The sequence below is a fragment of the Bordetella petrii genome, assembly GCF_017356245.1.
Taxonomy (GTDB): Bacteria; Pseudomonadota; Gammaproteobacteria; order Burkholderiales; family Burkholderiaceae_B; genus Bordetella_A; species Bordetella_A petrii_D.
The window spans coordinates 645,358-658,939 of sequence record NZ_JAFMZZ010000001.1 but is presented as its reverse complement, the minus strand read 5'-3'; the positions used below and the strand labels follow the sequence as shown (position 1 = coordinate 658,939).

Sequence of the window (13,582 nt, the reverse complement as noted above, 5' to 3'; positions counted from 1 at the left end):
GCGAAGCGGCGATTCTAGCGTACCGGGCAGCCCGGCCGGCTCAAACGGCCAGGCTGATCCAGGTGGTCTTCAGGTCGCTGTACTTGTCCAGCGCGTGCAGCGACTTGTCGCGGCCGAAGCCCGATTGCTTGACGCCGCCGAACGGCACCGTGATGTCGCCGTCGGCGTAGCAGTTGACCCACACCAGGCCGGCCCGCAGGCGGCGCGACAGGCGATGGGCGCGGCCCAGGTCGGCCGTCCACAGCCCGGCCCCCAGGCCGTACACGGAGTCGTTGGCCAGGGCGATGGCCTGGTCTTCGGTGGTAAAGCGCTGGGCCGCCAGCACGGGCCCGAAGATTTCTTCGCGCACCAGCGAATTGTCCTGGCCGGCGCAGTCGAAGATGGTGGGTTCGATGTAGTAGCCGCCGCTGTCGCCGCGCACGCGCCCGCCGCCCAGCCGCAGCGCGGCGCCTTCGCGCCGGCCGGCCTGGATGCGGTCCAGCACCGCCTGCATCTGCCGTTCGTCCACCATCGCGCCCATGGCGGTGGCGGGGTCGAGCGGATCGCCCGGCTGCATGGCGCGCGCATGGGCGGCCACGCGCTCCATGAAGGCATCGTAGATGCCGTCCTGCACATACAGGCGCGAGCCGGCGATGCACACCTCGCCCTGGTTCACGAAAATGGCCGCCGCCGCGGCCGCCGCGGCGCGTTCCAGGTCGGGGCAGTCGTCGAACACAATGTGCGGCGACTTGCCGCCGCATTCGAGCCAGACGCGCTTCAGGTTCGATTGGCCCGCGTACTGCATGAAGCGCTTGCCGGTGGCGGTGGACCCGGTGAATGCCACGCAGTCCACGCCGGGATGCAGGCCCAGCGCCTGGCCGGCCTGCGCGCCCAGGCCCGGCACCACGTTGAAGACGCCGGCCGGGATGCCGGCCTGCGTCGCCAGATCGGCCAGCATGATGGCGCTGAGCGACGACTGCTCGGCCGGCTTGAGGATGACGCTGTTGCCGGCGGCCAGGGCCGGCGCGACCTTCCAGGCGGCCATCATCAGGGGATAGTTCCAGGGCACTACCGCCGCCACCACGCCCAGCGGCTCGCGCGTGATGGTGGCCAGGGCCTGGCCGCCGGTCGGGGCGATCTCGTCGTAGATCTTGTCGATGGCCTCGCCGTACCAGGCATAGCAGTGGGCGGTCTCGGGCAGGTCGAAGGCCAGGGCGTCGCGGATGGGTTTGCCCATGTCCAGTGTTTCGACCAGGGCCAGCGTTTCGGTGTGCTCGGTGATCAGGGCCGCCAGTCGCAGCAGGCGGGCCTTGCGTTCGCGCGGCGGCAGGTCGCGCCAGGCGCCGGCCTCGAAGGCGCGCCGCGCCGCCTGCACGGCGCGGTCGACGTCGGCCGCGCCGCAGGCCGCCACGTCGGCCAGCTTGCGTCCGTCGATGGGGCTGTGCGCCGCGAAGGTGGCGCCGTCGGCGGCGTCGACATACGCGCCGTCGATATAGGCCTGGCCGCGCAGTTGCAGAGTGGCAGCCTTGCGGCGCCAGTAGTCGGTATCGTGCAGGGACATGGCAGGGCTCCTGTTAAGACTGAGATGGCGGTGGCCTACAGCGGTGTCAGGCACCTGGCGGAGCCTGACACCCGGGCTATCCAGGCAAAAATTACGCGCGGGCGATGCCGGCGCGCGCCAGCATGGCGTCGAGCAGCACGTTGCAGCCGGCTTCCAGGTGTTCGGGGCGGGCGTCTTCGATTTCGTTGTGGCTGATGCCGTCTTTGCAGGGCACGAAGATCATGGCGGTGGGCGCGACCGCGGCCATGTAGACCGCGTCATGGCCGGCGCCGGTCACGATGTCCATGCGCGGCAGTTCACGCGCGGCGGCGCCGTCGCGGATCTTGCCTACCAGGTCGGCGTCGAACGGCGTTGGCGGGAAGTACTGCACATCCTGGACGTCGACCGTGAGGCCGTGGCGCCGCGCCACGTCTTGCGCGGCCTGGCGCCAGGCTTCGTGCATGCGCGTCAGGGTGGCTTCGTCTTCGTGGCGCAGGTCCACCGTCAGGCGCACCTGGCCGGGAATGACGTTGCGCGACCCCGGATGGGCATGGATTTCGCCCACGGTGCCGCGGCCATGCGGCTGGTTGGCATTGGCGATGTCGATCACCGCCTGCACCAGATAGCTGGCGGCCAGCAGCGCGTCTTTGCGGATGCCCATGGGGGTGGGGCCGGCGTGCATTTCCATGCCGGTGACCACCACGTCGTACCAGCGCAGGCCCAGCGAGCCGGTGACCACGCCGATGACCTTGTCTTCGTGTTCCAGGATGGGGCCCTGCTCGATGTGCGCTTCAAAGTACGCATCCACCGGGCGGCCGCCGACCGGCTCGGCGCCCGCGTAGCCGATGGCCTGCAGTTCGTCGCGCACCAGCTTGCCGGCGGCGTCGCGGGCGTTCAGGGCGGTTTCCAGGGGGAACTTGCCGGCGAATACGCCCGAACCCATCATCACGGGCACGAAGCGCGAACCTTCTTCGTTGGTCCAGATCGCCAGTTCCAGCGGCGCTTCGGTCTGCACGCCCGCGTCGTTCAGGGTGCGCATGACTTCCAGCCCGGCCAGCACGCCATAGCAGCCGTCGAATTTGCCGCCGGTGGGCTGGGTGTCGATATGGCTGCCCGTCATGACCGGGGGCAGGGCATCGTTGCGGCCGGCGCGGCGGGCGAAGATGTTGCCCACCTGGTCCACGCGCACCGACAGGCCGGCGGCTTTCATCCAGCCGGTGACCAGGTCGCGTCCCTGGCCGTCGAGCGCGGTCAGGGCCAGCCGGCAATTGCCCCCCTTGGGGGTGGCGCCGATCTGCGCCAGGTCCATCAGCGACTGCCAGAGCCGCCGGCCGTCAATAGAGATCGTGGAAGTCGTCATCGAGCGTGTCCTTTCAGGAATGGGCGGCCTGGCCGCGGGCCGCCAGCGCATTCTGGCGGATGGCCGACAGCAATTGCCCGGGGGCGATGCCGTCGGGGTCGTAGCGCAGTTCCAGCAGGGCCGGCAGCTGTTCGCGGTCGGCGAAGGCGCGGGCCCGTTCGAAGGCCGGCCCGAAGTCGGCCGTGCGCTCCACCGCCTCGCCGTAGCCGCCATAGCCCTTGATGATCTGCGTGAAATCGGGGTTGTCGAAGCCCAGCGCAATGGGGCGGGCGGGAAATTCGCGTTCCTGGTGGGCGCGAATGGTGCCCCACATGCCATTGTTGAACACCAGGATCACGATGCCCAGCCGGTACTGCATGGCCACGCCGAGCTCTTGCATGTTCATCTGGAAGCAGCCGTCGCCCGCATAGCACACCACTGTCTGCCGCGGGTTCTCGAGCTTGGCCGAGATGGCGGCGGGCAGCCCGTAGCCCATGGAGCCCACTGTGGGCGCCAGGCTGGTGGCCGGGCCGGTGAACTGGCGATAGCGGTGCGGGTACAGCGCATAGTTGCCGGCGCCCACGGTCACGCAGGCGTCGGGCGGCAGTTGCGCGTTGACGTGCGCGGCGGCTTCGTCCAGGCTCAGCGCCCCGGGGGCGGGCAGCGGCCGCAGGCTGTCCAGGTATTCGGCGTGGGCGCTGCGCACCGCGTCGCCGCGCGCGGCGGCATGGCCGGGCCGCAGCGCGTCCAGCGCGCCGGCAAAAGCGGCCACGCTGCTGACAATGCCCAGCGTCGGGGCGTACACCCGGCCCAGTTCGGCGGCGTCGGGGTACACATGCACCAGTTGCTGGCGCGGCAGCGGGCTTTCGATCAGGGTGTAGCCTTCGGTGGTGGCTTCGCCCAGGCGCGTGCCCACGGCCAGCACCAGGTCGGCATCCAGCACGCGCTGGCGCAGTTCGGGCGTCATGGCCCAGCCGACCTGGCCGGCCGCATTGGCATGGCGCTGGTCGTAGCATTCCAGGCGGCGCCAGGCCGTGCCCACCGGCAGCTCGAAGCGTTCGGCAAAGGCCGCCACCTGGCCGATGGCCTGGCGGGTCCAGCCGCTGCCGCCCAGCATCAGGAAGGGGCGCCGGGCCTGGTCCAGCAGCGCCACCATGCGGGCCAGGTCGCCGGCCCCGGGGTGGATCTGGCTGCGGGCGTAGCGGGGCAGGTCGGGCACGCCGGCCGACCCCCACAGCGTGTCTTCGGGCAGGGCCAGCACCACCGGGCCGGGCCGTCCGCTGGTGGCCACGCTGAAGGCCCGCGCGATGTATTCGGGAATGCGCTCGGTGCGGTCGATCTGCGCGACCCACTTGGCCATCTGGCCGAACATGCGGCGGTAGTCGATTTCCTGGAAGGCTTCGCGCTCGTAGAAGTCGTTGCCGACCTGGCCTACGAACAGGATCATCGGCGTCGAGTCCTGGAACGCGGTATGCACGCCGATGCTGGCGTTGGTGGCGCCGGGGCCGCGGGTGACGAAGCAGATGCCGGGCTCGCCGGTCAGCTTGCCGTAGGCCTCGGCCATGTAGGCGGCGCCGCTTTCCTGGCGGCACACGATGGGCTGGATGGCATCGGCGTGGTCGTTCAGGGCGTCGATGCAGGGCAGGTAGCTTTCGCCGGCCACCATGAAAATGCGGCGCACACCGTGGATGCGCAATTGCTGCACCAGGATCTGGCCGCCGTTGCGCGCGGGCGGGGTTGCGCGGGTCATACAGGTTCTCCTGGTTCGGGCGCCGCCTGGGTGGCGGCGTGCCAGTTTTCGAATTCGGCATGGCGCGCCAGCAGGCGGCGCGCCGTGTTGTAGTCGGGCGGATCGATGCGGGCGCCGGCGTCGGGCTCGCCGCGCCGCTGCGCTTCGTAGGCCAGCGTCAGGGCCTGCGCGGAACGCACTTCCGCGGCATTGGGCGTGAACGCGGCGTGAATGGCCGGCACTTGCTCGGCAAACACGGCGCACTTGGATTTCAGGCCGATGCGGCGCGCCCACCGCAGGTCGGCGGCCTGCGCCTGCGGGTCGCGGTAATTGAAGGGGCAGTCGATGGCGACGCAGCCGGCGGCCGCGCAGTCGACCAGGAAGCGGCTGCGCAGGGCGTGCAGCTCGATGCCGTCGGGGCCGCGTTCGGCGCCCAGGTCGGCGGTCAGGTCTTCGGCCGCCAGCAGGCAGGCGCTGATGCGCGGGCTGGCGGCCAGGATATCCAGCGCCCGGCTCACGCCGCGCGCCGATTCCAGGGTGGGCACGATTTCGGTGCGGCCGGCGGGCAGGCCCAGCTCGGCCTCGCAGGCCGCGATGGCCTGGTCCAGCGCCACGATCTGCGCGGCGCTTTCGGCGTGCGGCAGGAAAATCGCATCGGGCGCGCCGGGCATGACGCCGCGCAGGTCTTCCAGGCCGTCGCCGGACAGCGTATTGATGCGCACTGCGGCCACCGTGCCGCGCGCGCGGCACAGCGCGGTCAGCTCGACGATGCGCCGGCGCGCGGCGGGCCGGTCGGCCGGCGCGGTGAACTCTTCCAGGTCGGCGACCAGCACATCGGCGCCGCTGTCCAGGCCGGCCTGCTGCGCGCCGGCGTCCAGGCCGGGCACGAACATCCAGCTGCGGCGCAGCCGCGGAGGGCGGAAAGGGAAAGTGGCGGGCTTCATTGGACGTGCCTGGGCAGGTACAGGACCAGTTCGGGAACAAAGGTAAGCAGCAGCATGACGGCGGTCATGGCCAGCATCATCCAGGTCAGCGGGCGCAGGGTCTGCATCATGTTGATGCCGCCGATCTTGCAGGCCGCCATCAGGTCCACGCCCACCGGCGGCGTGTTGGCGCCGATGGCCATGTTGATGGACAGCAGGATGCCGAAATGCACCGGGTCGATGTGGTAGTGCACCAGCACCGGCATGACGACCGGCGCCACGATGATGATGACCGGGATGGCTTCCATGAAGGTGCCGAGCAGCAGCAGCACCACCGTCAGCACCAGCAGCACGGCGGTCTTGCTGTCGGTCCACTGCACCAGCAGCTGCGACAGCGCCTGCGGCACCTGCTCGGCCACCAGGATCCAGGCAAACAGCGCCGAGGCGCCGATCAGCAGCAGGATGGACGCGCTGCCTTCGCCGGTGGATTTCAGGCTGTCCCATACGGCGCGCAGGCTGAGCGTGCGGTACCAGAAGAAACCGATCAGCAGGGCGTACACAATGGCGCTGGAGGCGGCCTCGGTGGCGGTGAAGATGCCCAGGCGGATGCCGCCGATGATCAGCACCGGCACCATCAGCGCCGGTACGGCCTCGACCAGCGCGGCGCGCAGCTCGGCCCAGCTGAAGGGCGCGCCGCCGGCCCAGTTGTACTTGCGGGCCTGCCAGATCGCCACGGCGATCAGCGAGCCGCCCAGCAGAATGCCGGGGATGATGCCCGCCAGGAACAGCTTGCCGACCGAGGTGTCGGTGATGGTGCCGTAGACGATCAGCACAATGCTGGGCGGAATGATGGTGGATGCCGCCCCGGCGCTGCCCACCAGGGCGCAGCTGAAGCCCTTGTCGTAGCCGCTGCGGGCCATGGCCGGCAGCAGCAGGCTGCCGATGGCGATGACATCGGCCACGCCCGAGCCCGACAGCGCGCCGAACATCAGGCAGGCCAGCACCGCCACCACCGCCAGCCCGCCGCGTATGTCGCCGACGATGGCGGCGCACAGGCGCACGATGCGCTGCGTCAGCCCGGCGCCGTTCATCAGCTGCGCGGCCAGGATGAACAGCGGAATGGCCAGCAGCGTGAAGCTGTCGAGCCCCGACACGTATTGCTGTGCGGCCAGCATCATGGGCGCGGTGTCGTAGACGGCCAGGTAGGCCAGGCACGACAGCACCAGCCCGAAGGCGATGGGCATGTCGATCAGCACCGTGACGGTGAACACGCCCATGAGAAAGAGGGCACCCGTAGACATCTTGTTATTCCTTCGGCGCGGCCGGCGCGGCCGCGAACAATTGAGCAAGGTGCACCAGCACGGCGGCCGCGCAGGCCACGGGCAGCGCCAGGTAGACCACGCCCGCCGATACGTCGATGGCGGGCAGGGTCTGGTCCATGGTGAGCTGCGCCAGCTGCCAGCCGGCGTAGCCGAGCACCGCCAGCCCCAGGATGATCAGCAGCTGGTTCAGGCGTTCGATGCCGGCCAGCGCGCGCGGGCTGCGCACGAAGAACGGCAGCAGTCCGGCCATCAGGTGGCTGCGTTCGTGGCTGCAGGTGATGCCGCCCACGAAGGCGGCCCATACCAGCACCAGGCGCGGCAGTTCTTCGGCCCAGTGCGGCGTGTCATGCGTGACAAAGCGCTGGAACACCACATAGGTGATCAGCGCGGCCAGCAAGGCCACCGCCACGGCGGCGATGGCCTTGCTGGCCCACGACAGCAGGTCGGCAAGGCGCTGCAGCATCATTGGCCCTTGCGGTACTTCTGCAGAATGCCCATCAGCTCGGCGCCATAGATGGGTTCGTAGGTTTTCCACACGGGCGCCACGGCGGCGATGAAGGGGGCCTTGTCGACGGTGTTGACCTGCATGCCCTTTTCTTTCAGTTTGGCCACGAAGTCGTCGTCGCCCTGGGTGATCATCTTGCGCTGTTCGTCGCGCCATTTATCGGCGGCGGCCTGCACGATCTTCTGGTCTTCGGGCGAAATGCGGTTCCAGGTGTGCTTGGCCACGATCAGGCTGGCGGGCCCCCACACGTGGCCGGTCAGCGACAGGTATTTCTGCACTTCGAAGAACGACGACGTGTAGATGATGGACAGGGGGTTTTCCTGCGCGTCGAACACCTTCTGCTGCAGGGCCGAATACAGTTCGCCGAAGGCCAGCGGGGCCGGGTTGGCGCCCAGCGCGGCAAAGGTGTCGAGCCGCATCTTGTCGGGCGTGACGCGCGTCTTCAGGCCCTGCAGGTCGGCCGGCGTATTGATGGGGCCGCGGTTGTTGGTCAGGTGGCGGAAGCCGTTTTCCCACCACGACAGGATCACCAGGTTCTTGGCGGCGGCCAGCTTGGCCAGCGCGGCGCCCAGTTCGCCGTCGTAGGCGGCGTAGGCCTGCTGCGCGCTGGTCCAGGTATAAGGCAGCTCGACAATGCCGAACTTGGGTTCGATGGGCTGCAGCGAACCCGAGCCGATGATGGCGGCGCCCTGGCTGCCGATCTGCAGGCCTTCGAGCATGGTTTTTTCATTGCCCAGCTGGCCGCTGGGGAACAGCACGAAATTCACGCGCCCGTCGGTCTTTTGCTTGACTTCGGCGGCGAAGCCTTCGGCCGCCTTGTTCCAGCTGTGGCTGGGGGCCAGCACGTGGCCCAGTTTGATGTCCAGCGCGTGCGCGGCGGGGGCGGCCAGCGCCAGGCCGGCGGTCGCCAGCAGGGCGGCAAGAGTGCGGGTCAGCTGCATGTTTTCACCTTGGAATGCTGTTGATGTTGGAATGAATGCCCTTGGGGGTGCCTGGCGGCGGCTAGCGGATGCCGCCGCTGCCGAAGTCTTCGCGCAGCCGGGCCAGGATGCCGACCAGGTGGTCGTGCATGGCGTGGCGCGCGCGGATGGGGTCGCGGTCGACGATGGCGGCCAGGATGCGGTCGTGTTCCTGCTGGGCGGCCTGCCAGACCTGCGTGGTGACGAAGTGCTTTTCCAGCCGGCTGAATACCGGGCTGGCGATGCTCAACTGCCAGATATGCGAGATGGCGGCCGCCAGGGCCGCGTTGCCGCAGGCGTCGGCGATGGCGCTGTGGAAGGCCCGGTCATGGGCGCCGGGCGAATCGGTGAGCGACATGCCGGCGTGCGCGGCCTGGATGGCGGCGATTTGCGCGGGCGAACCGCGCTGCGCGGCCAGCGAGACGCATTCGGGCTCGAGCAGCAGGCGCGTTTCGAGCAGGTCGAACGGGCCGATGTCGGTCGGCTCGGCGGCGTGGCTGTCGCTGGCGGCGGGCAGCCCGTACTTGCCGTCTTCGCGCGGCATGGCCACGAATACGCCGGTGCCCACCCGCACTTCGACATAGCCTTCGATTTCCAGCGCGATGAGCGCCTCGCGGATGGACGCCCGGCTGACCTGCAGCTGCTCGGCCAAGTCGCGCTCGGCCGGCAGCCGGGTGCCGGCGGGGAAGTCGCCCGCGCGGATGCGGCCGGCGATCTGGTCGGCAATCATGCGGTACAGCCGGGTGACGGCGACGGCCTGGAAAGTGCTCATGGTGCCTGGATGCCTGGTGGCCTAGTGGTCAGGCCACTGACTGTACAGGACAGCCGTCCGGCATCCCACTGGGGAAAACCATAGGTCGGCACAGCGCTTGCGAAATGGCCGGATCCGGCGCCATTGCGCGCCCCGACCACTCCAGGAGGCCCCTATGCCCACCCACCGCACACCCCAGGCCAGCGACGACGGCAAGCCGCGCCAGCAGGCCCAGCCCGGCCGGCAGGCGCGCATGACGCCCGCCCCGCGGGGCGAAGAACGCGACTACCTGGCTGCCGGCAAGCTGCGCGGCCGCCACGCGGTGGTCACGGGCGGCGACAGCGGCATTGGCCGCGCCGTGGCCGTGGCCTGCGCCAAGGAAGGCGCCGATGTGCTGATCACCTACCTGGAAGAGCACGAGGACGCGCGCGAAACCGAGCGGCTGGTCGGCCAGGCCGGCGGCCGCTGCCTGTCGATTGCCGGCGACCTGGGCGACGAGGCGCATCTGCGGCGGGTGGCCGAGCTGGCGCGGGCCGAATTCGGCAAGGTCGACGTGCTGGTGAACAACGCGGCCGAGCAGCATGTGATGCAGTCGTTCGAGCACATTACGCGCGAGCAGCTGGAGCGCACGTTCCGCACCAACTTCTTCGCCATGTTCCGCCTGACGCAAGAAGTGCTGCCGCTGATGGCGGAGGGCGGCGCCATCATCAACACGGCCTCGGTCACCGCGTATCACGGCAATCCCAGGCTGATCGACTATTCGGCCACCAAGGGCGCGATCGTGGCGTTTACGCGTTCGCTGTCGGCAGCGTTGGCCGAGCGCGGCATCCGGGTGAATGCGGTCGCGCCGGGTCCGATCTGGACGCCGTTGATCCCGTCCACCTTTCCGGAAGACAGCCTGGCGTCGTTCGGCAAGAACACGCCGATGCAGCGGCCGGGGCAGCCGGACGAAGTCGCGCCCTGTTTTGTCTTCCTGGCCAGCGACGACGCCAGCTACATGTCGGGGCAGGTGCTGCACCCGAACGGCGGCCAGATCGTGAATGGATAGGCGCCGCCGCCAGGGCGGGCATGGCGATTGCGGCACAACACAACTCTTGTACCGTTTGGAGATTGAACATGAAGCGTGAACTACTTTCCTGGGCCGCGGCCATGGCCGTGATGGGCGCGGTGGCCGGCGGCGCGCACGCGCAGTCGACGCCGGATACCGGCGTGCCGCCCAGCACCGCGCCCTCTACCACGCCCAATGACGGATCGGCCGTGCCGCCCAACACGCCGGTGCCGCCGGGCCAGATTCCTCCGGCGGGTGAAACCGATCCCGCGCATCGCAGCCAGGGCTCGATGGGTTCGCAGGGGTCCATGGATAGCGGCACCGGCACAGGCACCGGCCAGATGGGTTCGCCGGGCAGCAAGACCGGGATGCCGCAAGACCGGAACTACGTTCCGGACCGCAACGAGCCGGGCACCACCGAGCCGGCGATGCCAAACACCGGCGGCAAGTAGGTCGAGCCCACGCCAACGCGGCGCCCCGAGGGGCGCCGCTGGCGCATGGGCGTCCGGTGGAGCGCCCAATGGCGGACGGGTCAGTATTGCCGCCGCATTTCGGCGGGCGGCCGCTTCATCTGGGCGCGATACTTCGACACCGTGCGGCGCGCCACCACGATGCCGTCGGCGGCCAGCCGGCTGGCCAGGGCCACATCCGACAGCGGCATGCGCGGGTCTTCGTTGTCGATCAACTCGGCGATCAGGGCGCGCACCGCGCCCGCCGAGCACGATCCGCCCGTGTCGGTGGCCAGTTCGCGAGAGAAAAAATACTTGAATTCCAGGATGCCCATGGGCGTGGCCATGTACTTGTTGGCAGTGGCGCGCGACACGGTCGATTCGTGGATATCGAGCTCGGCCGAGACTTCGCGCAGCATCAGCGGCCGCAGGGCGACCGGGCCGTATTCGAAGAACATGTGCTGCAGGCGCACGATGGCCTCGGCCACCCGCTGGATGGTGCTGTAGCGCTGTTCGACATTGCGCACCAGCCAGCGCGCTTCCTGCAGCTCTTGCGCCATCGGGCCGCGGTCGCGATAGCGGGTGGTGCGGAACAGGTCGGCGTAGACGCGGTGCAGGCGCGGCTGCGGCACCGCGCCGCGATTGCAGTACACGCGCCATTGCCCGCTCTCCTCGCGCACGATGACGTCAGGCACGATGTAGGCGGGCGGAGCCTCGTCGTAGCGCCGGCCGGGCCGCGGATCCAGCGAGCGCACGATTTCGCAGGCCTGCCGCAGGCTGCTTTCACTGCAGCCCAGGGCGTGCTGCAAGGCTTCGTAATCATGCCGGGCCAGAATGTCCAGGTGCTGCTCGACAATGCGGCTTGCCAGGGCTACGCCCGGGCGCTGCGCGTCCAGCCCCTGCAATTGCAGGGCCAGGCATTCCCGCAGGTCGCGCGCGGCCAGGCCGGGCGCGTCCAGCTGCTGCACCAGGCGCAGGGCCGCCCGCCATTCGCTTTCGTCGGGCGGCGCGCCGAACACAGACGGGTCGGCCAGCTCTTGCAGCGGCTGGCGAAGATAGCCGTCGTCATCCAGCGCCTGCACGATGTACTGGGCCAGCAGCCGGTCGCGCGGCGACAGGCGATAGGTGCGCAGTTCCTGGTCCAGGCGTTCCTGCAGCGATACCGAGGCGCCTACCCATAGCCCCATGTCCATGGGCGCGCCATCGTTGGCGCGGCGCGCGCTGGGATAGTCGCCCGAGTACCCGGCCGGGTTGCCGTCGTCGCCCGGCGCGCTGGCCGGCGCGGCAACGGCGGCCTGCGCGGCCTGCGCGGCCGATGCATCGGCGCCGTCCGGAGCCTGGGACGCCGTCGCGGCGCTTTCCTCGTCTTCTTCCAGGAACGGGTTTTCGACCAGCGCCTGCCGCACTTCCTGGTTGAACTCCAGGGCCGACATCTGCAGCAGCTTGACGGATTGCTGCAGGCGGGGCGTCAGCGCGGTTTGCTGATGCAGGCGCAATTCATGGGCGGCGTGGATCAAAGTCATCTCCTTTCAGGCAGCACGCAGTACGGGCACCTCCAGGATCATGCAAGAACCGTGCCAATCGCTCTGGCGCAGAGAGACCCGGAGGGCGCGCGCGCCGTTGCACCGCCTTTCTTACGGTGTTGTGTAAGAAGTGCAAGAAGCCGGAGGCCGCCTGGCGGGCGGCGGGGGACACACCGAGAAACGGCATACCGCTTGCGTATGGGCAGGCAACGCCAGGCAGTGCCGGGCACAGCTTCCTGTATGGAGATTCTCATGAAAAAAATCGCGATTGTCAGTGAACACGCGTCGCCGCTGGCACTGCCCGGCAGCGTGGACAGCGGCGGCCAGAATATCTACGTGGCCCAGACGGCGCGCCAGTTCGCGGCGGCGGGGCACCAGGTGGACATCTACACGCGCCGCGACAATGCCTTGCTGCCCGCGGAAATCGACTGGCACCCCGGTATCCGGGTGATTCACGTGCCGGCCGGCCCGGCGCGTTATGTTCCCAAGGAAGATCTGCTGCCGTACATGGATGATTTCGCCGCGTTCCTGCTGCGGCACGTTGGCCGCCAGCAGCGCCTGTATGACGTGGTGCACGCGAATTTCTTCATGTCGGCCCTGGCCAGCCTGCCGGCGGCGCGGCGCTATGGAATTCCGATGGCCGTCACCTTCCATGCGCTGGGGCGCGTGCGGCGCCTGCACCAGCGCGAGGCCGACCGCTTTCCCGACAGCCGCTTCCAGATCGAGAGCGAGATCGTCCGCGAGGCCGATCTGGTCATTGCCGAATGCCCGCAGGACCGGCGCGATCTGCTGAACCTGTACGATGCCGATCCGCGCCGCATACGCGTGGTGCCGTGCGGCTACGATCCGCTGGAAATGTCGATGATGGACGCCGCCGCGGCGCGCCGCAGGCTGGGCTGGCCGCCCGATGAGTTCCGGATCTTGCAGCTGGGCAGGATGGTGCCGCGCAAAGGCGTCGACAATGTCATCGAGGCGCTGGGCGTGTTGCGCCGCCGCCATGGCGTGGCGGCCCGCCTGTGCGTGGTGGGCGGAGACCAGCGCGATGGCGCCGAGCTGTCGCGCCTGCGCGGTGTGGCCGAGCAGGCCGGGGTGGCGCCTTTCGTGGAGTTCGCCGGGCGGCGCGACCGGCAGGATTTGTGCTGCTATTACTGCGCCAGCGATGTGTTCGTGACCACGCCCTGGTATGAGCCGTTCGGCATTACGCCGGTCGAGGCGATGGCCTGCGGCAGGCCGGTGGTGGGATCGGACACCGGCGGCATACGCAGCACCATCAAGGACGGCAAGACAGGGTTCCTGGTGCCGGCGCGCGACCCCGACGCCCTGGCGACCCGTTTGGCGCGGCTGGCGGGCGATGCCGCCCTGTGCCGCCAGATGGGCCAGGCCGGAGCCCGCCGCGCCCGCCGCTGGTTCACGTGGCAACAAGTGGGGCGCGGCCTGCTGGACGCCTACGAAGAACTGTCGGCGGCACAGGCCTGCGCGGCGATCAAGGCTCCCTCGCAGGTGCTGGCGGCATGA

12 protein-coding genes are annotated in these 13,582 nt (G+C 69.3%); 3 read left to right on the top strand and 9 right to left on the bottom strand.

Annotated elements, in window-relative coordinates:
* Positions 1 to 40 precede the first annotated feature (40 nt).
* The 8 genes from J2P76_RS03160 to J2P76_RS03125 form a co-directional block, all read right to left on the bottom strand.
* A complete protein-coding gene (locus J2P76_RS03160; RefSeq protein ID WP_207404407.1) occupies positions 41 to 1,540 on the bottom strand; it encodes an aldehyde dehydrogenase in 1,500 nt (499 codons plus the stop codon).
* A 91-nt stretch (positions 1,541 to 1,631) separates the two neighbouring features.
* The gene (locus J2P76_RS03155; protein WP_207404406.1) at positions 1,632 to 2,879 is read right to left on the bottom strand and encodes a Zn-dependent hydrolase; all 1,248 of its coding nucleotides are present in this window, start codon (positions 2,877 to 2,879) and stop codon (positions 1,632 to 1,634) included.
* Between the two features lie 13 nt (positions 2,880 to 2,892).
* Positions 2,893 to 4,608, bottom strand: a complete 1,716-nt coding sequence (locus J2P76_RS03150; protein ID WP_207404405.1) for a thiamine pyrophosphate-binding protein — start codon at positions 4,606 to 4,608, stop codon at positions 2,893 to 2,895.
* Positions 4,605 to 5,531 carry an HpcH/HpaI aldolase/citrate lyase family protein gene (locus J2P76_RS03145; protein ID WP_207404404.1) on the bottom strand — a complete coding sequence of 309 codons (927 nt, stop codon included), beginning with the start codon at positions 5,529 to 5,531 and terminating at the stop codon, positions 4,605 to 4,607. The genes J2P76_RS03150 and J2P76_RS03145 overlap by 4 nt, the downstream gene beginning before the upstream one ends.
* On the bottom strand, positions 5,528 to 6,811 hold the full coding sequence (locus J2P76_RS03140) for a TRAP transporter large permease (protein WP_207404402.1): 1,284 nt from the start codon (positions 6,809 to 6,811) through the stop codon (positions 5,528 to 5,530). Before J2P76_RS03140 ends, J2P76_RS03145 begins: the two co-directional genes overlap by 4 nt.
* A gap of 4 nt (positions 6,812 to 6,815) precedes the next feature.
* Entirely contained in the window at positions 6,816 to 7,295 is a 480-nt protein-coding gene (locus tag J2P76_RS03135) for a TRAP transporter small permease (protein ID WP_207409100.1), read from the bottom strand.
* On the bottom strand, positions 7,295 to 8,278 hold the full coding sequence (locus tag J2P76_RS03130; protein WP_207404401.1) for a DctP family TRAP transporter solute-binding subunit: 984 nt from the start codon (positions 8,276 to 8,278) through the stop codon (positions 7,295 to 7,297). Before J2P76_RS03130 ends, J2P76_RS03135 begins: the two co-directional genes overlap by 1 nt.
* A 61-nt stretch (positions 8,279 to 8,339) precedes the next feature.
* The gene (locus tag J2P76_RS03125; RefSeq protein ID WP_207404399.1) at positions 8,340 to 9,068 is read right to left on the bottom strand and encodes a FadR/GntR family transcriptional regulator; all 729 of its coding nucleotides are present in this window, start codon (positions 9,066 to 9,068) and stop codon (positions 8,340 to 8,342) included.
* Between the two features lie 154 nt (positions 9,069 to 9,222).
* Between J2P76_RS03125 and J2P76_RS03120 the strand changes: the two genes are divergently transcribed.
* Both J2P76_RS03120 and J2P76_RS03115 read left to right on the top strand, forming a co-directional pair.
* Positions 9,223 to 10,095 carry an SDR family oxidoreductase gene (locus J2P76_RS03120; RefSeq protein WP_207404398.1) on the top strand — a complete coding sequence of 291 codons (873 nt, stop codon included), beginning with the start codon at positions 9,223 to 9,225 and terminating at the stop codon, positions 10,093 to 10,095.
* Between the two features lie 68 nt (positions 10,096 to 10,163).
* Positions 10,164 to 10,547, top strand: a complete 384-nt coding sequence (locus tag J2P76_RS03115) for a hypothetical protein (RefSeq protein WP_207404397.1) — start codon at positions 10,164 to 10,166, stop codon at positions 10,545 to 10,547.
* An 80-nt stretch (positions 10,548 to 10,627) separates the two neighbouring features.
* On the opposite strand, the gene J2P76_RS03110 is transcribed toward J2P76_RS03115, so the two are convergent.
* Positions 10,628 to 12,067, bottom strand: a complete 1,440-nt coding sequence (locus tag J2P76_RS03110) for an RNA polymerase factor sigma-54 (protein ID WP_207404396.1) — start codon at positions 12,065 to 12,067, stop codon at positions 10,628 to 10,630.
* 252 nt (positions 12,068 to 12,319) lie between these two features.
* Here J2P76_RS03110 and J2P76_RS03105 point away from each other — a divergent pair, with 252 nt between their 5' ends.
* A complete protein-coding gene (locus J2P76_RS03105; protein WP_207404395.1) occupies positions 12,320 to 13,582 on the top strand; it encodes a glycosyltransferase family 4 protein in 1,263 nt (420 codons plus the stop codon).